Source organism: Microcystis sp. M_OC_Ca_00000000_C217Col, assembly GCF_007095585.1.
GTDB lineage: Bacteria > Cyanobacteriota > Cyanobacteriia > Cyanobacteriales > Microcystaceae > Microcystis > Microcystis panniformis.
This window is the reverse complement of record NZ_SFBV01000236.1, coordinates 1-21,581: the sequence shown is the minus strand read 5'-3', so window position 1 is coordinate 21,581 and position 21,581 is coordinate 1. Positions and strand designations below refer to the sequence as shown.

At 44.5% G+C, this 21,581-nt stretch carries 26 protein-coding genes and 2 pseudogenes; 6 read left to right on the top strand and 22 right to left on the bottom strand.

What is annotated here, in order from left to right; translation table 11 throughout:
• Nucleotides 1-369: 369 nt before the first annotated feature.
• Complete coding sequence (locus tag EWV66_RS14625; protein ID WP_052276021.1) at nucleotides 370-1,554, top strand: DNA cytosine methyltransferase; 1,185 nt, start codon at nucleotides 370-372, stop codon at nucleotides 1,552-1,554.
• Here EWV66_RS14625 and EWV66_RS14620 read toward each other — a convergent pair.
• From EWV66_RS14620 to cysK, 9 genes and pseudogenes are all read right to left on the bottom strand, one after another.
• Nucleotides 1,520-2,296, bottom strand: a complete 777-nt coding sequence (locus EWV66_RS14620) for a hypothetical protein (protein ID WP_287115997.1) — start codon at nucleotides 2,294-2,296, stop codon at nucleotides 1,520-1,522. The two genes, EWV66_RS14625 and EWV66_RS14620, sit on opposite strands and share 35 nt — an antisense overlap.
• Nucleotides 2,297-2,494: 198 nt before the next feature.
• Nucleotides 2,495-2,770 (bottom strand): helix-turn-helix domain-containing protein, encoded by a 276-nt coding sequence (locus tag EWV66_RS14615; protein ID WP_052278399.1) that lies wholly within the window; start codon nucleotides 2,768-2,770, stop codon nucleotides 2,495-2,497.
• Between the two features lie 102 nt (nucleotides 2,771-2,872).
• Nucleotides 2,873-3,580 (bottom strand): MBL fold metallo-hydrolase, encoded by a 708-nt coding sequence (locus tag EWV66_RS14610; RefSeq protein ID WP_249264845.1) that lies wholly within the window; start codon nucleotides 3,578-3,580, stop codon nucleotides 2,873-2,875.
• A 963-nt stretch (nucleotides 3,581-4,543) separates the two neighbouring features.
• Nucleotides 4,544-5,023, bottom strand: a pseudogene (locus tag EWV66_RS14605) (FAD/NAD(P)-binding protein); the annotation flags it as partial.
• Between the two features lie 224 nt (nucleotides 5,024-5,247).
• The gene (locus EWV66_RS14600; protein WP_052276024.1) at nucleotides 5,248-5,886 is read right to left on the bottom strand and encodes a cadmium resistance transporter; all 639 of its coding nucleotides are present in this window, start codon (nucleotides 5,884-5,886) and stop codon (nucleotides 5,248-5,250) included.
• A 30-nt stretch (nucleotides 5,887-5,916) separates the two neighbouring features.
• The gene (locus tag EWV66_RS14595) at nucleotides 5,917-6,492 is read right to left on the bottom strand and encodes a Crp/Fnr family transcriptional regulator (RefSeq protein ID WP_072925100.1); all 576 of its coding nucleotides are present in this window, start codon (nucleotides 6,490-6,492) and stop codon (nucleotides 5,917-5,919) included.
• 158 nt (nucleotides 6,493-6,650) lie between these two features.
• Nucleotides 6,651-7,325, bottom strand: a complete 675-nt coding sequence (locus tag EWV66_RS14590) for a hypothetical protein (protein ID WP_147070956.1) — start codon at nucleotides 7,323-7,325, stop codon at nucleotides 6,651-6,653.
• 219 nt (nucleotides 7,326-7,544) lie between these two features.
• Nucleotides 7,545-8,081, bottom strand: a complete 537-nt coding sequence (locus tag EWV66_RS14585) for an MgtC/SapB family protein (protein WP_002733201.1) — start codon at nucleotides 8,079-8,081, stop codon at nucleotides 7,545-7,547.
• 199 nt (nucleotides 8,082-8,280) lie between these two features.
• On the bottom strand, nucleotides 8,281-9,228 hold the full coding sequence (gene cysK, locus EWV66_RS14575; RefSeq protein WP_052276026.1) for a cysteine synthase A: 948 nt from the start codon (nucleotides 9,226-9,228) through the stop codon (nucleotides 8,281-8,283).
• Between the two features lie 746 nt (nucleotides 9,229-9,974).
• On the opposite strand from cysK, the gene cpcB reads away from it, so the two are divergent.
• Together cpcB and cpcA are read left to right on the top strand one after the other, a co-directional pair.
• Nucleotides 9,975-10,493 (top strand): C-phycocyanin subunit beta, encoded by a 519-nt coding sequence (gene cpcB, locus EWV66_RS14570; RefSeq protein WP_284526154.1) that lies wholly within the window; start codon nucleotides 9,975-9,977, stop codon nucleotides 10,491-10,493.
• Nucleotides 10,494-10,548: 55 nt separating this feature from the next.
• A complete protein-coding gene (gene cpcA, locus EWV66_RS14565) occupies nucleotides 10,549-11,040 on the top strand; it encodes a C-phycocyanin subunit alpha (RefSeq protein ID WP_287107256.1) in 492 nt (163 codons plus the stop codon).
• Between the two features lie 454 nt (nucleotides 11,041-11,494).
• Here the strand turns inward: cpcA and EWV66_RS14560 are convergent, their stop codons facing one another.
• From EWV66_RS14560 to EWV66_RS14525, 8 genes and pseudogenes are all read right to left on the bottom strand, one after another.
• Nucleotides 11,495-12,493: a sulfurtransferase gene (locus EWV66_RS14560; RefSeq protein WP_052276028.1), complete on the bottom strand. Its 999-nt coding sequence runs from the start codon at nucleotides 12,491-12,493 to the stop codon at nucleotides 11,495-11,497.
• Between the two features lie 111 nt (nucleotides 12,494-12,604).
• Nucleotides 12,605-13,273: a phosphatase PAP2 family protein gene (locus tag EWV66_RS14555; RefSeq protein ID WP_052276029.1), complete on the bottom strand. Its 669-nt coding sequence runs from the start codon at nucleotides 13,271-13,273 to the stop codon at nucleotides 12,605-12,607.
• Nucleotides 13,270-13,650, bottom strand: a complete 381-nt coding sequence (locus tag EWV66_RS14550) for a DUF7980 family protein (protein ID WP_052276030.1) — start codon at nucleotides 13,648-13,650, stop codon at nucleotides 13,270-13,272. The genes EWV66_RS14555 and EWV66_RS14550 overlap by 4 nt, the downstream gene beginning before the upstream one ends.
• Before the next feature lie 314 nt (nucleotides 13,651-13,964).
• Complete coding sequence (locus tag EWV66_RS14545; RefSeq protein WP_185237283.1) at nucleotides 13,965-15,047, bottom strand: sulfate ABC transporter substrate-binding protein; 1,083 nt, start codon at nucleotides 15,045-15,047, stop codon at nucleotides 13,965-13,967.
• A gap of 622 nt (nucleotides 15,048-15,669) precedes the next feature.
• Nucleotides 15,670-16,060 (bottom strand): annotated as a pseudogene (locus tag EWV66_RS14540) (DUF5615 family PIN-like protein).
• Nucleotides 16,057-16,434, bottom strand: coding sequence for a DUF433 domain-containing protein (locus EWV66_RS14535; protein ID WP_002741562.1), 378 nt, complete (start codon nucleotides 16,432-16,434; stop codon nucleotides 16,057-16,059). Before EWV66_RS14535 ends, EWV66_RS14540 begins: the two are co-directional and overlap by 4 nt.
• A 266-nt stretch (nucleotides 16,435-16,700) precedes the next feature.
• Nucleotides 16,701-17,072, bottom strand: a complete 372-nt coding sequence (locus tag EWV66_RS14530) for a clan AA aspartic protease (protein ID WP_002793813.1) — start codon at nucleotides 17,070-17,072, stop codon at nucleotides 16,701-16,703.
• Nucleotides 17,069-17,344: a hypothetical protein gene (locus EWV66_RS14525; protein WP_002733756.1), complete on the bottom strand. Its 276-nt coding sequence runs from the start codon at nucleotides 17,342-17,344 to the stop codon at nucleotides 17,069-17,071. The genes EWV66_RS14530 and EWV66_RS14525 overlap by 4 nt, the downstream gene beginning before the upstream one ends.
• A 354-nt stretch (nucleotides 17,345-17,698) precedes the next feature.
• Here EWV66_RS14525 and EWV66_RS14520 point away from each other — a divergent pair, with 354 nt between their 5' ends.
• A complete protein-coding gene (locus EWV66_RS14520) occupies nucleotides 17,699-17,923 on the top strand; it encodes a type II toxin-antitoxin system HicB family antitoxin (RefSeq protein ID WP_002779120.1) in 225 nt (74 codons plus the stop codon).
• Nucleotides 17,920-18,141 carry a type II toxin-antitoxin system HicA family toxin gene (locus EWV66_RS14515; protein WP_052276033.1) on the top strand — a complete coding sequence of 74 codons (222 nt, stop codon included), beginning with the start codon at nucleotides 17,920-17,922 and terminating at the stop codon, nucleotides 18,139-18,141. The genes EWV66_RS14520 and EWV66_RS14515 overlap by 4 nt, the downstream gene beginning before the upstream one ends.
• Before the next feature lie 248 nt (nucleotides 18,142-18,389).
• On the opposite strand, the gene EWV66_RS14510 is transcribed toward EWV66_RS14515, so the two are convergent.
• From EWV66_RS14510 to EWV66_RS14490, 5 genes are all read right to left on the bottom strand, one after another.
• A complete protein-coding gene (locus EWV66_RS14510) occupies nucleotides 18,390-18,599 on the bottom strand; it encodes a hypothetical protein (protein ID WP_002732654.1) in 210 nt (69 codons plus the stop codon).
• A complete protein-coding gene (locus tag EWV66_RS14505) occupies nucleotides 18,586-19,077 on the bottom strand; it encodes a type II toxin-antitoxin system VapC family toxin (RefSeq protein ID WP_052276034.1) in 492 nt (163 codons plus the stop codon). The genes EWV66_RS14510 and EWV66_RS14505 overlap by 14 nt, the downstream gene beginning before the upstream one ends.
• 408 nt (nucleotides 19,078-19,485) lie before the next feature.
• Nucleotides 19,486-20,241: a hypothetical protein gene (locus tag EWV66_RS14500; RefSeq protein WP_052276035.1), complete on the bottom strand. Its 756-nt coding sequence runs from the start codon at nucleotides 20,239-20,241 to the stop codon at nucleotides 19,486-19,488.
• A 16-nt stretch (nucleotides 20,242-20,257) separates the two neighbouring features.
• A complete protein-coding gene (locus tag EWV66_RS14495; protein WP_287107255.1) occupies nucleotides 20,258-20,764 on the bottom strand; it encodes a hypothetical protein in 507 nt (168 codons plus the stop codon).
• A gap of 160 nt (nucleotides 20,765-20,924) precedes the next feature.
• The gene (locus tag EWV66_RS14490) at nucleotides 20,925-21,275 is read right to left on the bottom strand and encodes a hypothetical protein (RefSeq protein ID WP_052276037.1); all 351 of its coding nucleotides are present in this window, start codon (nucleotides 21,273-21,275) and stop codon (nucleotides 20,925-20,927) included.
• A 227-nt stretch (nucleotides 21,276-21,502) separates the two neighbouring features.
• Between EWV66_RS14490 and EWV66_RS24180 the strand changes: the two genes are divergently transcribed.
• Nucleotides 21,503-21,581, top strand: a 79-nt coding sequence (locus EWV66_RS24180) for a transposase-like zinc-binding domain-containing protein (protein ID WP_502705652.1), incomplete at its 3' end; no start/stop codon positions are given.

The following is a 21,581-nucleotide window of genomic DNA, read 5'->3' as shown; positions in this document are numbered from 1 at the left end:
CCTCGGTTGAACTGGATGTCCACGCCCTTTTTCAGAATATAGGCACCCAAGCTACAAAGCGGTATTTTTTACCTAGGTTGGGACGGGTTGCCTACTTCTCAAGATACAAGGTTGGGTTAGCGGTAGCGTAACATGAGCGGGCGTTGGGTTTAATGCTTCAACCCAACCTAGGTTCTTCTAGTCACTTTCGGGAATGGGTGGGAAATGGGCAATGGTCGCGGGTTGGGGATGGTCGGGTAGAGAGCGATCGGGGATTGATGACGACCAGGTTAAAAGTAGCTTGACTTTGTTACTCTACCTTCCATAGGCGTGACTTGATTTTTTGTGGACGATGTGTCACAATAAACCATATATATTCAAGTCAGAGCAATGTCAGAACTTCAATTATCATTATTCCCTCAAAATAATCAAGATATTGAAAAGACGAAAAAAGTCAAATTAGGACGTTATGAAAAAATTCAACGGGAACTACTGACCATCAAGCGTGATTTACATCAAGTTTTTGTGGATGTTAATTGTCCGATCGCTCCTCATCTAACTTATAACTTCATTGATTTATTTTGTGGTGCTGGTGGCATAACTCAAGGTTTAGTTCAGGCAAATTTTCATCCAGCAGCAAGTGTTGAAATCAATCCTGTCGCTTCATTAACACATCGGTACAACTTCCCACAATGCCATCATTTCTGTGGTGATATTCATGACTTTCAAGCAGAGAAATGGCTTATCTTGGCAGGCTCACCCGATATACATTTAGTGGTTGGAGGTCCGCCGTGTCAGGGTTTTTCGGTCGCTGGTAAACGAGATCCCAATGATCCTCGAAATCAATTATTTAAAGAGTTTATAAGAGTGGTTTCTGAAATTCAGCCTTGGTATGTCGTCATGGAAAATGTGCCAGGGATTCTCACGATGCAAAAAGGCAAGGTGAAAGAAACTATCTTAGAAGAGTTTGAATCGATCGGTTATTCTAATATTTCGATCGCTATTCTTGAATCTGCCGCTTATGGAATTCCTCAAATTAGACCGAGAGCAATTTTTATAGCTAATAGATTCGATCTACCTAATCCTTATCCTCAACCTCAATTACTACCTCATCAATATATTCCGATAGAGTCGGCTATTTCCGATTTACCTGCTTACACGCCTATTCCCGAAATTAATCATGAATGGACACGCCATTCCTCGAAGTATATGGAACGGATCGCACGAGTACCCCCCGGTGGTTCTCTCTATGAAACCTACGTTGATGCTTTTAAGCGCCAGTATCCAGGCAAACCGAGTATGACCATCAAAGAAAATCATGGAGGTACACATATTCATCCCCATCTTAATCGAGTTATTTCCGCCCGTGAAATGGCCAGACTTCAATCTTTCCCCGATTCGTTTATTTTTGAGGGAACCATGAAAAAAGCTATGTGGCAAATTGGTAATGCGGTTCCCCCACGTTTAGCCGAATGTATCGGATACGCTTTAATTCCTTATCTCAACAAAGTTGCTTTACAGCTAGAGCAAGAATCGCAGATTAATCAGAATTTAAATCCGATAGCTTGCGGTTGAGAGCAATTCTCCATTTCTGCAAATCATACCATCCACAGCCACTACACCCTACTTCCGCCACTTTTCCACTTTTTGGAATGGTATCCGGCCATTTTTCATCACCCTCATAATAGTATTGGATACCGAAGGGATAGCCCCGATCCCCTGTTTGGTAACATTTACGGCAGACTTCACGCTTCTGTAAATTGCGCTGATTCGTCAAAAGTTGAAATTGTTCTCGAATCTCCGTATCGGCCAAATGCTCTAATGAATCTCGTCTCGTATCGTTTCCCCAACGAATTTCTGGAAATTTATGGTCGGGTAACAGATTATCTTTCCCTACAGTCTTACCCTCGTAAGCATCATAACCACCGAGCAGATCAATGATTTTCTTTCGTAGGGATGACGACCATACTTCGTATCCAGATATTCCACCACGAGGTAGAGGAACAAGTATAATATGCGTTTTCTTGGAACCACAAGTCGGGCATTTTTTTGATGTATGAGTTGCGATCGTATATCCCATTTCTTTTAAATCTTGAATCCTTCTAGCCCAATTCGGATTCGGGGGTAATTGACAAGCAACACAAGTCCATTTAAAAGTGATGAGTACATCAAAGAATGATTTTGTTACTTCCGCTTCTTTCTGTAACCAGAAGACCTCTTGTTCTTGTCTCCACTTCGGATAATTACTCGGATGACAGTATAGAAAAGCTTGCTGAAGAGTGTGGAAACGAGGTCTATACCGATAGAATATCCGCAAAATAGTCCTAAAAGTTTTGCCCAATAAGCACTTCAGGGTTCCATAAGCAAAAATTATCACACAAAGTCGAGAAGAGCCGAAGATTCGGCCAGATCTACGCCAGTACGTCTATACTCAACTGGAATCGCGCCTTCCCAAATCGTACCGTCATCATATCGAAAAGTAACATCTATGTAACTTTCGGAAGCTTTTGAGTGTCTACGTTGTCCGTGTTGTACGATCTTTTCCATTGGTTTGATTAACTTTGTTTTCCAAGCCTTCTAATAGATTGGAGACATTGAGGTTCATTCCGTTCGCCAGACTAACAAGAGCGGTTACAGAAGGATTGCGAATCCCGCGCTCGATGCCAGAAATATATGTTCTATCTAGATTCGAGCGTGTCGCTAGTTCTTCTTGGGAAATACCTAGATTTTCTCTGTGTTGTCTTACTAACGAACCCAACGCTTTTAAAATTTTTGCCTTGTTTTCGTCCATAGCTCTATCCTGACCGAACATAGACGATGAGTCCACGGACGATCTGTCACATTCCGAGCGAAGCACTAGAAATCGAGCGGCTTTTGAGTATCGCTTGCCCGTTTATATCTGATAATCCATGACGAAAACCACCTTACCACCCCGTGCGTTGGCACTTAAGGCAGCGGTCATCTTCTTGGGATAGGGGAGATTGAGATTATTCATTAACTGAATAAAATCCTCACGATCGCGGCCGGCAAAACGGGGATTCCAGCGCTTTTCCTCACCGATCGAGGAGACCGTTCTGCCCAGATAATCGTGGCAGGGATAAACAAGCGTATCGTCGGGGAGAGTGAATAACTTCTCCGTCACCGTCTTGTATAGTACTTCCGGCGAACCGTTCTGAAAATCGGTACGACCACAACCGCGAATTAAGAGTGCATCCCCCGTTAATAGGCGTTTTTCATCGATGAGATAGGCTATATGACTATCGGTGTGGCCTGGAGTGGCGATCGCTTTTAGCTGCTGACCTGCCACGATCCAGATATCGCCATCGCGCACATAACCATCGATATCGCTCACTTCCGCATTTTCGGGAACGAGGATCGAACAGTTGGTTAACTCCCGTAAGCGGTGCGCTCCGGTGATATGGTCGGCGTGGACATGGGTTTCCATCGTGTAGCCTAGAGTTAACCCCAACTGCCAAAGAATCTGCCGATCGCGATCGACCTGTTCGAGGACCGGATCGATTAAAATTGCCTCCCCCGTACCCGAATCAGCGATCAGATAGGTGTAGGTACTCGATTCCCTATCGAAAAGCTGGCGGAAAATCGGCGCTGCCGGCCCGAATGCGATCGAGTAGGCCGTGGGGAGAGAAATTCTCTCTTTCAGCGATCGCAACAACTCCCGGGCCAGTTCGGCCGCCTGTAAACGCAGTTCGGGGATGGCGGTGGTTTCCCAGAGATCGCCTTTGCGGGGATTTCCCAAAGTGTAGAGCGTTGGCGATGCCGTACCGTCTGGCCCGAGAATTGCCCCATTGTCGGCGGTTTCGATGCCACAACCTAGGGAATGGGGACGGATTAACCCTCGTTGGCGAAGATGAACGACAAGGGGATCGGTGATCGTCCTGTAATCGTTACTTGCGCCGGTACAGTTAATAATTCGATCGACCGGTAGGTTTAACAGGTTTCCCGTTCCCCGTTGACGGATAGTAACCTCTACACAGCCGTTTTTATCCTCAGCACTTTCAATTCTTCCCGCATGATAGGTTAATTGTCCCGATTCTACAGCCTCATCGAGGATACTGGCGATCTCGTCGGCGAGGCGATGGCGAAGAACCTCCCAATAGGCTTTCAGGTGGCGTAGAAATCTGGCGCGTTCCGCTATCGGCAGACAATGCCATAGACCTTGAGATATAGGACGTAAGGCGTTTAAAACGGCCCGCCAGTCGTGACCTTGACTCTCTGCGGTTTTTACCTCCGCGCGAATCCGCCCTAGGAGTCCCCGGGTGGTCTGGGGCGCGGTTTCGAGGGTGAGGAACGGGGGATAGGGATCGGTGGGTCGGTGCGATCGAGGGATCAGTCCATGACGGGAAACTGCGTGGATTTTGCCCGTGAATCCCCTTTGTGCCAGGGAAACCACCATATCCACCATCGTTAACCCCGTACCGACCAGCAGCATCGTCCCGTCGGGTTTTAGCTCGGCGAGTGCCTCCGTCTGCCAAGCGTCGCGGAGATAGGGGGAATTGAGAGACGCGAGGGGTTGGGGAACCGTTGCGGGAAAATTGCCCAGCGCCAGAACTACCTTAGCGGCGCTGATTTTCTTGCCTCCTTTGAGGGTAATCGTCGCCTTTTCCCCGTCGAGGACCAGATCGATCGCCGCATCGGTAAATGTTTCCAGACGGTGATCGGCAATGGCGTTGTCCCGCGCTTCTTCTAGGATCGATCGGATGTATTTGCCGTACACTAGACGCGGTACAAAACTGGCCGGATCGATCGATCGATAGCCGTTATCTGCTAACCAGTGGAGGAAATGTTCGGGATCGTCCTCGAAGGCGCTCATTTTGCCTGCGGGAATATTGAGCAGGTGGCCGCTATCTCGCGTTCCGTAGGCGATCCCCGTACCGAGGGGTTTTCGGCGCTCGATCAGAGCGATCGATAATGGAGTCCCTGTGTCGCGCAACAGGTTCGCTGTCACGAGGGAGCCACTAAATCCTCCCCCGATAATGGCGATGTCGAAAGTTGCAGAAAATTGATTCCGGTCAATGTAGCTCATAGATAAGGGGTATGGTAAGGGTTAAAGAGTTAGTATTACTTGGTCTAAGTAAGTAGTTATAATTAAATTGAAGATAGATTTTGCCTCTGATCCCCCCTGCCCCCCTTGATAAGGGGGGTGCCGATAGGCGGGGGGATCCCCCCTGCCCCCCTTGATAAGGGGGGTGTCTGACAACTTTTAACACCTACCTACTTAGCTGAAAGATAATTTTTGGGCATTATTGTTTAATACATTAAAAATAAACGATAGGATTTGCTGTCAATTAAGATATAAATTCCTAGAATAATATAGATAAAAGGACTAATTTTATGTCCGTAGTTTGTAACCACTTTAGCTATCCTGGGATGGGTAATCAAAAAATAGGCTAGGACGCACCAAATTCCCATCATGAGATAAAAAATTATCATGATAATTAAGACGTGCATCGGGGAATTATTGGCAAAAAGAGAGGTATAAATACCAATATTATCACCGCCATTAGCCACGGTCACGGCAGCGATGTAATAGGTTTGGGAGGGAAAACGAGGAACAAAGGAGCGATTTTTAGAATAATTAACATCTTCTCTTACTTCTTGAATGTAATCCTCATTTTCCCTTGACAAAAGTTGTTTAATGCCGATAATTAGAGGGATAAATCCTAATAGACCAATCCATTCTTTAGAAACCAGTAACCCAAATAGTAAACCGAGGGAACTAGCTAGGAGAATCAGGGTAAAACCGAGGTATTGACCAACAATCAGGTGTCGAGGTCGAAAATTAGCATTAAGTCGCGAGAAAAACAACATTAGCACCATCAGATCATCAAGATTTGTGGCCACAAAACTCGTGACGCTAGTAATTAAAAGGGTTACTAACCAATTCATAGATTGAAAAAAGAGATAATCCTCCCCATTCTAAATCTCGTAGTGCCAGATTTCCTCCTCTCGTAAAAGAAGACGATGGACGGGAAGACGTTCCACGGCCCCCTGTTGTTCAAGATGATTAAGTGCGCGGGTAATTGTGACTCTGGTGGTTCCTAATAAATCAGCGATATCCTGATGAGTTAGACGCACATCAATTAATTGTCCAGTACCAGTTTGTTTACCAAATTGATTGCCTAACCATGACAGTAATTTCACAACCATAATATCAGTACGTTTGTAGCTACGAATAATACTTAGTTCTTGTGCTTGCTGAAGATGAGACAGCAGAATTTCTGCCATTTGATAACTCTCAACTGTGGAAAAGGAAACTGCTTGCACTGGAGTGATGCACTCAACTTGATAGGGATTGACTCTCTCTAGGGTTTTGCCAACAAAATTGCCAGGTCCCCACAATCCCAAGACGATTAGGGTTCCATCTTCTAACCAGGTGGAGGTTTTCACGACTCCACTCTCGATTTTCCAGAAATTAGGGTTTCTCAGGGGCAAAATCGCCCGATTATCAAAGTGCCAGCGATGGGGGGTTGGTGGTTGATAGGTAAGCGTCATGATTGGTAATTAATTTTGATGAGGTACTTAGCTAGTCAAAAGCACAAGGTGGTCGATAAAGGGGCTTTTTAGACGAGTTAAGGCTTTTGGGGAGAATTTTGGGGTAAAAACGATAATTACCCCAAAAAAGACCGATTTTATGCCCTTGCAAGCCCTATTTATTTCGGGGTGCTAGTCTTCTCCAGTTCCGTGGTGGCCGAGGAGATCAGTTCTTGCCAAGCTCGATCGCTTTCCTGTAGAGTCTGTTTAACCGCGTCGATGGTTTTTTCCACGCGAGTTTTCAGGAAAGGGGAAGCACTGTCTTTGAGTCGTTCGGTGTCGTCGGCTAAGATATCGATCGTCTCGGAGGTATTAACAAGGCTATTTTCTAGGGTAATAAGGTTGTTTTGCAGGGTTTCACTGAGTTTAGCCCCGGATTTGGTCAATTTTTTCGTCAATTTACTCACTTTTTCCCCTAGATCGTCAATATTGTCCGCTAAGTCCTCTAGGTTGTCCTGTTGAGCTTCGATAATCTTCTTGTCGAGAGAAGGAGCGGCTAGTTGAGCCTTTAGGTCATCGATAGCCGATTTTGTGGCTTGGATGGCTTTTTCATAGGCAATTTGGGCATCTTCCAGAATTTTTGGGCTAGAAACCTCATTTTTTTTCTTAACTGGTTCCACCACGGTGCCACCCGTTGCCGTGGCACGGTCGATAACGGCCAACTGTTCGGGGAGTAGGGGCAAGGCGATCGCATTTCCTCTTCCCCCGAGGAGCAAAGTGACAGTTAAGAGGAAAATCAGCAGCCGGAAAACTTGATTTTTGAGGCTTTGAAAGCTCTTATTTCGGTTGATCATGATTTGATTTTCTCCTGTTTAGAAAAATTAGTTACTCTCTACTAAATATTATCACATAAAATATTTGCATGTTGTTTATATACAAATATTTTATAAAAAATTTATTATATTTTTTGCTTAATAAATTGTAGATAAAAATATAAACTTTTTGGGCTAAAAGCCATTATAGAAAAGCTTTTACTCTCTTAATAAAAAATTAATTTTTATCACTTTTTTTTATTAATGAGACGCTGAACTATCCGATGAGTCTATTTCTTGATTAATCGGAGATATTTTCTTACGACCTTTAATATATTTGGCTAAAGGTTGTTTTTTCTTCAGTCGTTTAATGCCACTGAGGGTGGAGAGAGTGAAAAAAGTTCCCACCAGAACCATCTGCCATAAACCGCAGCCAGAAGCCGCGCCTAATCCTGCCGCTAACCAAATAGTCGCCGCTGAAGTCAAACCTTTCACTTGTACCTTATTTAGTTCCCGATGGGATTGTTGTAGGATGATTCCCGCCCCTAAAAAACCGACACCAGAAGCGACCCCTTGAATAGTACGACTGAGAGCATTAGAAGACGCATAACCCACATCTCCCTCCGCTTGTAGGGGAATCATCACGAACATGGCAGCTCCGAGACTAACGATGATAAAAGTTCTCAATCCAGCCGGACGACCGCCTCGCTGTCGGTTATAACCAATCAGACAGCCGACGGCCATAGCCATACTGAGCCGAAAAATAATCGTTTGCCAATCTTCCGAGTCAAAAAACATGGCTTAACCCATCAAATGAGATAAAAACTTCGCCTAACCAATCAAAGCCTTTTCCAGATCCCGCTTTAAATCGTTTCTATTCTCGATCCCGATCGATAATCGTAGTAAAGCCGGTGTTATAGGTGGAAGTGAGATCAATGGGAACCGTTACCGCCCCATGAATCGCCCTCGTTGCAAATTCCATCAATTTATTGTCCTATTAGTCGATATCTTCGAGGTCTTTAAACAGGGCCGTGCTGAGGTAACGTTCCCCGAAACTAGGCTGAATCATGACGATTAATTTATCTTCGTTTTCGGGTCTTTTGCCCACTTGAATCGCCGCCCATAAAGCCGCCCCGGCCGAGATGCCCGATAGTAGTCCCTCCTGACGAGCTAACCGTCGCGCGTAGGCGAAAGCCTCTGTATCATCGACGACAATCACCTCATCGATTAATTCCGGTCGGAAAATGGCCGGAATAAAACCGGCCCCGATGCCTTGGATTTTGTGCGGCCCCGGTTGTCCCCCCGATAAGACGGGACTATTAGAGGGTTCAACTGCGATCGCTTGAAATTGGGGACGACGGGGTTTAATGGTTTCGGCAATACCGGTAATGGTTCCCCCGGTTCCCACGCCACCGATAACGATATCTACCAGGCCGTCGGTATCGGTCCAGATTTCTTCGGCGGTGGTTTCCCGGTGAATTTTCGGGTTGGCCGGGTTGCGGAACTGTTGCAAACTATAGGCGTTGGGGGTATTTTCGACTATTTCCTCAGACTGGGCGATCGCTCCTTTCATGCCTTGGCTACCCGGGGTTAATTCTAATTGCGCTCCGTAAGCTTTTAACATCGCTCGTCGTTCTAAACTCATGGTTTCGGGCATAGTCAGGACTAAGCGATAGCCTTTGGCAGCGGCTACCATGGCCAGGGCGATGCCGGTATTGCCGGAAGTTGGTTCCACCAGAATTGTTTTATCGGGGTGAATTAGTCCGGCGGCTTCCGCGTCCTCCACCATACTGACCCCGATGCGATCCTTAACCGAGGCGGCGGGGTTCATACTTTCTAGTTTGACGACGATGCGGGCTTTTACTCTCTCGGCTACTGGGATTCGATTCAGTTGGACTAGGGGTGTCCGTCCTACCAATTGGGTGATGTCTCTTGCGATCGGCATAATCCCACTTGCTTTATACTTGTTGGCTATTTCTGATTATATATGTATTTTAAATGTTTTACAATACTTTTGGGGTTGAAGTACAGTGACTCGGCGGGGATTATCCCGGTCGATTTTTATTTGTGTGGAAACGAGGTCTATACCGATAGAATATCCGCAAAATAGTCCTAAAAGTTTTGCCCAATAAGCACTTCAGGGTTCCATAAGCAAAAATTATCACACAAAGTCGAGAAGAGCCGTTTTTTTGTATATCGAAGCACAATCGGTCAAATTGTCTTGGGAAATTTCCCTCAATTTAGTTAATTATTATTAGTATATGAAAGCACATTTGTTTAAATAACTTAAACGAATTATTAGAGAGATGAAAAGAGTGATACTTTTTCTTGGTATAGGGTTACACATTTAGGAAAGTTTTCTGAGATTTATTCTAAAAAATTATTTTTTTGCCACTTTTTTGAGAAACAATTTTTAATAAATAAAGGTGGAAATATGTTCTATAAAATAATTTATGGCAAAAACGAAGTCTATCTAGGAGCGGATAAAAACGCTAAATTCAATTAACAAGAATTGTTCCTCGATATACAAAAAAATCTGGACAAGGGAGAGTAAAACTTTTTTCTGGGACGATAGTATAGTTCCAAGAGAAAAACTCCCAGATACTTTATCGAAAAAATAAAGAAAAGCCAGAAAAATCAACCTCGATATTTTGCTGAAACCAATCATCATTATAGGAGATGAAAACTATGGTGTTAGATGCCTTTGCCAAAGTCGTTTCCCAGGCCGATACCCGGGGGGAATACCTGAGCGAGAATCAAGTCAATGCCCTAATTGCCTTCGTCAAAGATGGTAATAAACGCGTCGATGTGGTCAATCGTCTTTCCAGTAATTCTTCTGCGATCGTTACCGATGCCGCGCGTAGTTTGTTTTCAGAACAGCCCGTTTTAGTTGCCCCCGGTGGCAACGCCTATACAAACCGTCGTGCCGCCGCCTGCTTGCGGGATTTGGAAATTATCCTGCGCTACGTTACCTATGCCACCTTCACCGGCGATGCCAGCATCCTCGATGATCGCGCCTTGAACGGTCTCCGGGAAACCTACGTCGCCCTAGTGGTTCCGGGTGCTTCTGTTGCAGCTGGAATTCTCAAGCTCAAAGACGCTTCCCTTGCCCTAGCAGCCGATCCCAACGGGATCACTCGTGGGGATTGCAGTTCTTTACTGGCAGAAGTCGCTTCTTACTTCGATCGAGCGGCGGCGGCAGTTTCCTGATGCTGTGACTTTCTTCTCTCAATCCGATTAAACTTTTGTAGGAGCAATTCCATCGATGACCAAAACACCTTTAACCGAAGCGGTGGCTACTGCCGATTCCCAAGGCCGTTTTCTCAGCAGTGCTGAATTACAAGTAGCCTTCGGTCGTTTCCGTCAGGCCGCCATCACCCTAGAAGCGGTAAAAATCCTCGCCCAAAAAGCCCCCAGTTTAGCCCAAGAGGCAGCCAACGCTGTCTATCAAAAATTTCCCTACACCACCCAACTCCAGGGGCCGAACTATGCCTACGATGAGCGAGGGAAATCCAAGTGCGTTCGCGATATCGGCTACTATATCCGAATTATTACCTATGCCCTCGTGGTAGGAGGTACAGGCCCGATCGATGAATATCTGGTCGCCGGTTTGAGTGAAATTAATAGTGCTTTTGAACTATCTCATAGCTGGTATATCGAAGCCTTAAAATACATCAAAACCAATCACGGATTAAGTGGGGATGCTGCTGTAGAAGCTAATTCCTACATCGATTATGTGATCAACGCCCTTAGCTAATTCCCGTCAACTTTACGTCAACATAAGCTCAAATCTCCTAAATTCACCTCGGGATGAGCGCCGAGGTTTTTTTGCGTCCGTCTAACTTAGCCCTACTCGGGAACCCACCCTAAGCAAAAAAAAGGCGTTGTCAGATCAGAAGAGGAAAGATGCTCCGGTGCTGATTCGGAGCATCTTTCCATTTGACAACGCCGATTGTAGGGCTAATTCATGAATTAGCCCTACGCCGATTGTAGGGCTAATTCCACTGCTAAATCGAGCGACCCCTTCGACTCCCAACTATCGGCACTATTCGTTCATTAAACACTAATTGTCAAGATGCCATGTAATCTTTCCTATCAAAGTAATTTCAGTTCCGGTGCTGATTCGGAGCATCTTTCAATTTGACAACGCAAAAAAAACCATCTTGGGTAAGATGGTTGCACACAACGAGTATAAACCGACAAACTTGACTTCAGACCGCTTTTTCTGGCCCAGTAGCGACGGGCAGATCTGTGGTACTGGACTCTGTCCAAGAACCCTCGTAAATTCGCACCTTGGGATAACCGAGCAGATGTTTGAGGACAACATACTGTAAAGTAGCTTCCCGTCCCGTACTGCAACTGACAATAATATTATCCGAGGGCTTGATGTTGCGTTGGGCAAGAATCTTCCTGATTTCGTCTAAAGATTGCAATTTATGGTGATTTTTCAGGGATTCATCGGGATTATTCGCTTCCGTAAAGGTCGGCCAGGGTATATTTTTCGCCCCCGGAATATGACCATTTCTCAGCCAGATATCCTGTTTTCCCTGAAAAAGTTCTTCGGGCCTGGGATCGATAACAACCACATCCGGTTTGCCGATCAATTTTTCTACTTCTGCCAAAGTCACCCGAATCGAGGGATTATCACGGACAGTAAAGCTCCCTGGTTGATATTTAGGGAATTCTTTCGTTACCTTCTGTTCAGAACCCTTATAACCCTTAAAACCACCATCTAAGACGGCCACATCTCGGAAACACGATCGCTCTAGTAAATAGGCGACCATGGTTGCCCCCAAGACATCGCGACCATCGGAATATACTACCACTCGATCGCCATTAGTGATTCCCGCGGCGGCAAAGAGACTGCCAATTTTATCCTCTTGCCAATATTGAACCGGCAAAAATCCGTTTGGACCACGAAAATTATTGTCGGCTATATTCACCGCTTTCGGTAAATGACCGGTGATATATTCCAAAGGATTAATCCGCACATCGAGAATTTTTAACTTCGGATCGTTGAGATTTTGTGCTACCCACGCCGGCGATACAAAGTCTATCTTAGTCTCAGATTTGGACGTGGCCATCAGGGGCGATGACGGTGCTAAGGTAAAGGTTAAAATGCACAGAAGAACTAAAGTGAGAAAAGCAAGGGGACGGCTTTGAAACCGTCCCAGGGATAGACCCTTCCCTCGTGGCAGTTTTGATTTCATGATTCAGTGTCAGCGACGAATATCAAACGATAATTACTATAGGGCTTTGATTAGCTTTCTCCAAAAATTTAGGTATAACGTGATATTTTTTTTGGGGAGCAAGTCGATCAACTAATTATTAGTTTCCTCTTGGGTATTGATCGCCTTGGGTGTCTCTAATAACTGTCGCCACCAGAGATGAACTAGGAGGGACCAAGCGATCGCTAAAAGCCAAGCAGCAAGGATATCACTAGGAAAGTGAACCCCTAAATAAAGACGAGTCCAAGCAATAACCAAAACCAAGGGAATCCCCAGTAAAACTACCCCGAAAAACCAGCGCGTTCTCCAAGATAAGATCAGTAAAGAAACCACTAACAGGGAACTAAATAAAGCATGACCGCTAGGGAAGGCAAAATCATCGGGCAAGGGATAAAATAACGTCCAAAATTGCGGGCGATTTCGATGAAAAACAATCTTGAGATTATAACTAATTGCCCAACCTCCAGCCATAGTCACAAGCAGATAAGCGAACCCATACCAGTATTTTTTTAGGGCAAAAATCAGCAGTGAAATTGTTAGTATCGGAGCCACTCCCCAATAAGTACCTAATCCCGTTAATTTTATGGCCAAAAAGTTTAGGTTTAAATTAGCGGTTTGATGAATAGATAGCAGCAGCGATTTTTCCCAAGCAAATCCTTGGGGATGCTGGTCAATAGCGATCGCTAAATCCGTAAAACTTAGCGATGTTAACAAGATGGCTAAGAAAAATAAGCTATTGTTTAAGTGGGTTTTGGGAATCACGGGGAAAAAGTAGCGATCGAGGATAACAGGGGCATTTCTAATATCTGAAAATGAATTAAGACCATAATGACTAATGTATAGGCAGTCGAGGAAAGTAATCCATTTCTTAATTCTTTTGGCCAATTGCGTTCTTTTTTCTCTCCACCGATTAATTCTTTCGTCCCAAACTGCATCAGTAGGATTCCCACAAGATTAGATAACCAATAACCAACCACGGCTGCGGGGAGAAAAAAATCGGCGTGTAAGCAAGCAATTAAACGACCGAAACCGTAGGCGATCGGCAGATTAAAAATTAGATCGTTCCACCAACACAGGGGCGATAATAAGTAACCAATCAATACCAAGCTTCCGTTTTTTATTTTGTCAAGTAGATACATCTTTTTTTTAGTTACTAACTATTAGTTTTGTTTTTTTTGCCATCAGCAATCAACTATCTCTGCTATCTAGGGTTTGCGGCAAAAAGTACGGGCGAAGCATTCGGTTAGAAAATCTACGGTTTCACCGATAGGTTATTGCCCGAATGCTTCGCCCCTACAGGACGCGGGCCGGTGAAGACGCAAGGTTTTGAACGACGATTCTCTCAAAATCTTGCACCTGTTTCGCAAGAAAAGCCACAAAACCCTTCCCTTGCCCACATTTCAGATTTATTCAGCAAGCGCTATCTAGCTGACGGCTGATGGCTCACTACTAATTAACGCTGAATTTGGTCAAAAATCGCCCCATCAGCGAAGAATTTTTTCTGGATCGCATCCCAGCTACCAACCGCCGTATAGGGGAACAGATTCGACACTTTTGGATATTGTTTACTAAACTCTTTAGCCACATTAGCATTAACGGGACGGAAACCCACCTTGGCGAATTCCCGCTGCGCTTCGGGAGTAAAGAGAAATTGGGCAAAAGCTGTCGCTACTTCCCGGGTTTTGCGTTTATCAACTATTTTATCCACTACGGCCACGGGCGGATCGATCGAAACATTGACTGGAGGAATAGTATAGGAAAAACCGGTTTCTCCTTTTTGACGGGCCAGAATCACCTCGTTTTCGTAGTTAAGCAGCACGTCCCCCTGATCCTGTTTAAAGAAGACATCGCTGGCTTCCCGGGCATCTTTGGGTAGTACAGGCACGTTTTTATAGACATTACGGACGAAATTGGTCGCTTGTGCTTCACTGCCGCCGGTCCGAGTTACCGATCCCCACAGGGCCAGAAAATTCCACCGGGCCACCCCAGAGGTTTTCGGGTTGGCAGTAATGACTTTAATCCCCGATTTGGCTAGATCTGGCCAGTTGCGGATTCCTTTGGGATTGCCCTGACGAGTAACTAAAGCTACCACGGAACGAGTGGCGATGGCGTTATTGGGTAATTCTTTCTGCCAACCGGGGTTAACTAAACCCGCTTTTTGCAGGCGTTCCACATCGGAACCGATAGCCAAATTTACCACATCTGCATCTAATCCGTCGATAACAGCGCGGGTTTGGGAACCAGAGCCACCATAACTCTGTTTAATCACCACATCCTGTTTTTTCTCTCTTTTCCATTTGTTGACGAATAGAGGGATGATTTTTGAGTAGGCTGATTGAGTCACCGCGTAGGAAACCAGGGTTATTTCCACGGTTTGTTGTTTAGCTTGCTGTTTATCCGCAGCTGCCAGCAGATTACTCGATGCTGATAGGGGACTAAAAGTTAGTCCGATTCCCGTTGTCACGACGGCAGCCGTAGCTAGAGAAATAAAAGGTAAGAGGGTTTTCCGTTTTGGGGATCTAGGATCAGGGATCACGATGTCATCGGCTCCTTTGTTTATTTATGGGAGATTGCTAGGTATTTTCTCTCGAATTGTATTCTATACGAAATAAAAAACATTTTCAATACATCGAAGAAAAAATTATACTGTTTGGGTTGGATGCAAAGAAATCAAGCCATTAATGGCTTGATTAGCTGAAAAAAGTGTAAATATTCGATTTACATAGCTTAAATGTGCCTTTAAATTCGCCTGAAGCCTCTTTATGCTTCCAGAATAGAGATTTTATTGTCTTTATGGAGAAGAAAGAATTTTTTAGTGCTCACAAACCTTTCCCTATGTGGGTTCACCGGTGAAGTTAGCGGACTTTAGCAACTATTACCCTAAAATTGAAGCGGTCTAACGACTTCAATCAATAATACCATTTTTCTTTATTTGCGTCACAACGAATGCAGGCCTGGCAAGCATTCGAGCGTGGATGTCTGTCATGGATTTAGAAATTTGGTATAAGCAGGGTGCGTCCCAAAAAATCCTGCATTAGGTAACGCACCCTACAGCGATTGCGATCTATTCAGAAACTTGCCGCATAACGGCTAAGTTATGCCGTGCTTCTCACCGATAAGACTGCGATCGCCCTAATTTTCAAGCGTAGCCGACAATATCATGGAATGAATAACCGACCAACCCCCTTGTAATTATCAAGATCTACAGCAATTTCGATCAGTCGTTCAGCGCAGCGCTCTCTATACTCAGCTTCACTCAAACGATCGAGATTTCCAATCGTCAACACTGGAAACGATTTCTCTGTGTTCTCTTCTCGCATAACCTGCTCAAGGGAATCATCACCCTTCATATTTCGGTTAGCAGTAAGAATCATCATCTCCTGTTCTTGAGCATAGCACCAGACTACGCGATCGCTACTTTCCATCGACAGTCCAACCTCTCTAAAGGTGACAAATTGGACAGACTGAAACTCAAGCCAACCACGTTTTGCCAATATACCAAGAAAAATCAGCATAACCGTCGAGGTTGTAGTCAACTAAGAAAGTCATTGTTTTTGTGCAGCACGTCTGGCTCTCTGCTCCTCAAGCTTTGCCCAAAACGCTTCTTGTCCTGGTTTATGTGGCATTGCTGCAATTCGAGCAAAGCGTTCACGGTTACGATCTTCCCAGTACTGGCGAATTTCTTCCCTATTCTGAAGAACCTCTTGATATTCAACCTCGACCTGAGCTTGGTTTACCTGAATGTAGGACAAAGCTGCGTCAATTTGCGCGTTCGTGAGGTTAAATGTGTCACGAATCAGTTTAGGAGGATAATCAGCTTTTAGGAGATCGATCACATCATAGAGGGTGATGCGCGTGCCAGCGATCGTCAGTCCTCGCTCTGTACGGATAATTTTCGCTTGTTGGTTTGCCGTCCAGGTCATTCCCTTAGCTCCTTAGAATCCACTTAATGGTCAATGGTTTCACCAGACAAATATTGGTCAATTTTTTCTGACCAATCAGGTTCACCGTTCATTATAGCCCGCCCCTTACCGGACAAGATCAGTGTACTGCTAGGCCGTGCCTTCGTCATCCCACTTAGACTGACAACTTCAATCAATGTGCATGGTGCGTTCCCAAAAATCTATTGGTGGAACAGTAGGACTTGCATTAGGGAACGCACCCTACGGCTACGGCGATTGTGATCGCACTATGACAAAGGTTTAATTGTCACTAATCCCCCAGCAAAACCCTGAATATTCAACTCATAGCCATCAAGTAAACCCATACCAACTAATGGATCTGTCTCTGACTCATTGATTTCAATAGATTTGATCTGACCATCCCAGATCACAGTTGCCTCAAATACGTTAAACATACAGAGGCTTCCATCGCCCAAGATTCCCTCTTCTTGCATATACCACGTTAATCCTAGTTTTGTAATGATAGCGGAAGGCAACGTGAGAAATCCAGTGTAACCAGTGTCAATAACTGCTTTAATCGCTTGCCTCTGGTGATTTTCGCCTAGCACTACGAATTGAATAATTGCTTCTCGGCGCGAATTGACGCTCCCCATCATCATGGCGACACACTGGGGGAACGAAAGCCAAAACGATGGACGGCACGATGTCCAATGCGAATACCAAATATTTGTGCATCAGGAAAACGTATTAACAGTTGTTTAGCAGCTGTCAGGCTGTCGTCAGCCACTTCAAAAGCCCCTGTTTCGATGTCTATTGCTACAATCTTCCCATGATTCCCTTCCTCGATTTGGGAGCGTACCTGAGACTCATAGACTTCGTGTCCACGTCGGGCAAATTCTTCTTTGCTGTAGCGGGGTTGTCGAACTGTCATTGAAGCGACCCTGTGGCAACTTTTGCCCCTCTATTTTAACCTAAACATTGGCAATCTTCGCTAACATTCCTCCACTGGGCCCACAAGAGCAGCACCGCACCTAACCTCACAGCTTCAATCAATGTGCATGGTGCGTTCTCAAAAATCCCGCATTAGGAAACGCACCCTACGGCTGAAACAGTCCAGTCAGCGTAACGCACGAATTTTGAACATTAGATAAGGTGCGTTACATTTCATTAACGCACCCTACCAGATCGGCGTGCTGCTACGCAGTGCCTTCGGCATCACACTGGTTCTAGAACATAAAATGTTAATATTTGAATGAAACAACCAAATAGTTATCGAGCAATGATTATGGTTAAACCACAAGCTGAATCCAGCCGTAAAGTACTTCTCTATCCTGGTGAGGATAGTTACTTTGTTGTCGAAGTTCCTAGTTTGCCAGGATGTATTAGCCAGGGAAAAACTCGTGAGGAGGCTCTAGCCAATATTGAAGAGGCAATCGCTCTGTATATCGAAGTTTTACAGGATCGGGGTGAACCTGTTCCCAATGATACGGTTGAGGTCATTCTGGTATGAGTAAATTACCTGTTATCTCAGGCGCAGAATGTGTAAAAGCACTTGAGCAAATAGGCTTTGCCGTAGAGCGTCAGCGTGGAAGTCACATGATTTTAGTACGTGAAGCTCCCAAAACAACAGTCTCGGTACCAGATCATCAAGAACTAGATCGAGGTACTTTACGCGCAATTATTCGGCAAGTCGGCTTGAGCGTTGACGAATTTGTTGAGCTTTTATAAAGCATTTTACTATGGGATTACACTCCCACAGATAATTCAGAATTTTCCGGTTCTAGAGCAACCCATAAAATTGTCGGCATAAACCTGCACAATATCATCGGTACGTTACACTTCGTTAACGCACCCTACAAGATCAGCGTACTGCTACGCAGTGCCTTCGGCATCGCAATCATAACTAACCAATCGGACTATTTACAAAGACAAGTACGAATCATTGTCGGTCTAACGGCTAAGTTGAGCCGCCACGATTAGATTTGAGATTCTTGTGGTTCATCCTGTTTTGGTCGGCTCCAACGACTTGTTAGACCTTGCTTTGGTGGTAAGCTGACTACCTGCCTGCCACTTTCTGCTTGTCTTTTTTGCCAATCTACAAACATTGCATCCAAATCGTAGTTAAAGGATTTAGCGTGTTCTTCTCGAAATTTATGAATTTCATCTAAAATGTCATCTTGCCACATCGTTATAATCTCCTAAAAGTTCGTAAGGAGTACAAATTATGGGTAACTCGTATCCCAAATCAAGACTGAGCTCTGCCAACTTCCTCTGAATTTGAGCGTTGGCAATATGTTTACAGTTCCATGTTAACAAGTAATCTAGCCCGTGGACAGTCGCCGCAGCAATGTGAACCGCATCATCAGAAGCTTTGGCAGGAAGGTTGCTTCGTATAAGAAACTGGGCTGCCAAGTTGCGTACAGCTTGATTGAGTTCAACCAAAGGCATTTCATTGACAATTTCTAACCTTTTCAAAGCAATCTCTGTATCTCCCTTAGCGACTTCATCTAAAACAACCTGTGAGATATAGAGAAGAAAATCATTACGGCGATTTTGCCACCAGTCCCTTGTCGTTTCAATATTCCCAGCAACAACCAAGTTTTTGGTCGATCTGGCTGTCAGATAACCAATAACGCTGGTTTCAATATAGACGCTTTCACTCACGGCAATCTAGAAAATCTATCCAACGTCTATCCTACTGCATTTAATCTTGGTTTTGAGGGAGTTGGGTAACAACCGTCAACCCAACCTACAAGATCAGCGATCGCACTGTTATGAGTTGATTGATGTTGGGTTTCCTTGCGTCAACCCAACCTACGGGCGAGGCGATCGCACTATGGGATTACACTCCCACAGATAATTCAGAATTTTCCGGTTCTAGAGCAACCCATAAAATTGTCGGCATAAACCTGCAAAATATCATCGGTACGTTACACTTCGTTAACGCACCCCACAAGATCGCACTGAAACAGTCCAGTAGGGTGTGTTAGCGTTAGCGTAACGCACGAATTTTGAACATTAGATAAGGTGCGTTACATTTCATTAACGCACCCTACAATATCGGCGATCGCACTAAATCTTCTTTTCACTTAGCACTTTTCGCAGGGCTTTGACAGCAGTATCAAGCCCAGTATCTAACATAATTCCGCCTGTAAATTTAAGCAAATCTGATGAATTCACTACAACCTGAATACTGTCGCCACTTGATACTGCTAATTTGAAAAGTTGTGCCTGCTTCATCAATACACCATTTGGTAATGTGTAGTTCGTAGAATCATCCCGCGTCGAAACGGCAACTACATCTCGATAGTGGAATTCATCGTCTCTTTCATTAAGAGGAACACCTCTTATAAAGTTATAATCGCACTGATAGGAACTGAGTTTATGTTCAGTTAAATGCACAACTGTTACAGCATTAATGCTAAATCGAATACGCTCATCTTTACCCTTTTTCCAGGCAAGTTCTTCTGTTGGAACACCATGAGTTGACCAGAGGATAGGTCCGCGAATCACAACAGAATCTCTAATTAGTTCTGCTTCCTCAATGTTTAGGCGATCCATCGAACGTTTCTTAAGATGTTCAATGTCATCAACTAGCCAAGCATCAACTGTTTGATCTCCAGGAGCATCCATAACAGGTTTGATCTCGAAAAACAACCATGCTCCTGCTGCAATTAAGACAAGTAGGCCGATTACCGCACTAGAGGATTGTGATAGCAAGAGCAAGCCAATTACAAGAAGGATGATTGGCCACTTTAGTTTTGGCTTTTTAAAGTAATTTCGGATTCGCTGGCGCTTTTGATCTTCCGAACTTTTGGATGCTGTCATTAATATGTTCCTCCACTCATAAGATTTGTTTAACAAGCTCAATGTACAATTGGTTATTGGTCATCGGTAGTTTTGCCAGCAATACTCGCAATCTGTCGATATTGGTTGCACCAGGGTGAATAGATTCCAAGATATTTGCTACGGATGGTGAGGGACATTTTATTCGATTGCCACTGTAATAGTCATCACGAACAAGTGCTCGAAACCATTGAACAGTTGCATCAGAATCACCCATAGCCGTAGCCGTAGTTAGTAATTGATCAATTTCCTCGATTTCACTACGCTTCAGTATTTTAGGTCGTCTGCCTCCAAGCAATGCTAGTGCCAAATAATAGTAGGCAGGAGCAATTGATGGATCAGCCTTGATTACATCCTTGAGAAAATTTATTGATTGCTGGTATGACTTCGCCTCCAGAAATTGGATACCTTGATTAAATAAAGTATCTGGATCTGGTGATTGAGAAACTTGATTAATATTGAACTGAGTGTTTACATGCTGATTTCGCTGGTCGTAGCTTGCCATGATTTTCTAACTCCTTAGTACGGCGGATTCAGGCTCAGTCTGGTACATCTTCTAAGGGTCAAGGCTTATCCAATAAGGAGTTGTTTGTGCCAGATGGATAGAGGAACCGCCGTAAGTATCCATTAAAAAATTGCATACGAACACCCTCTCAACTATACTGTCAAAACAGTTGTTGAACTAACTCAATAGCCTTGACAATACCTGTCACGATACCACCAGCCTCGACCACACCTTTCATAAATTCCTTTGCTTCACCAAGATGGTCCAATATAGATTTCCTGCTTGGTTCTGATTTTTTGGCTTGATCAATAGCCTTCTGAATCTGGTACTGAGCATCTGTGACTATCTCAGCATCGATAACTTCAGCCTCGCCAGCCTTTGATATCTCATCCTTGAGTTTTTCTAACTCACTAATCAGGTCTGCTCGATTTTGGACATTACCGAAATTGATGTCACCAGCAGCATTATACTGATAAGTTACTTTTTGACCCCGCTGATCAAACACTGGCATTGTTTCTCTTCCTCATAAACAACTGTACTGAATTCTTCCCTCTAGAAGCCTCACAGATAAACTCCCAACTATGTCACAACCACAAAACTAAGCCGTATAACTATTAATCATACCGCTCCCTGCAGCCCAGCACCCTCCCCGATCCTACTATACCACCCGCATCGGTGTAACAGCCCCTAAATAAAACTTGGCGTTGCATAATAGAGATATGAATGGAGGAAATCAAAATGCAATGCCCTGAATGTAAATCTACCCATATCCGTAAAAATGGCATCAATAAACAAGGTAAACAAAATCATATTTGTG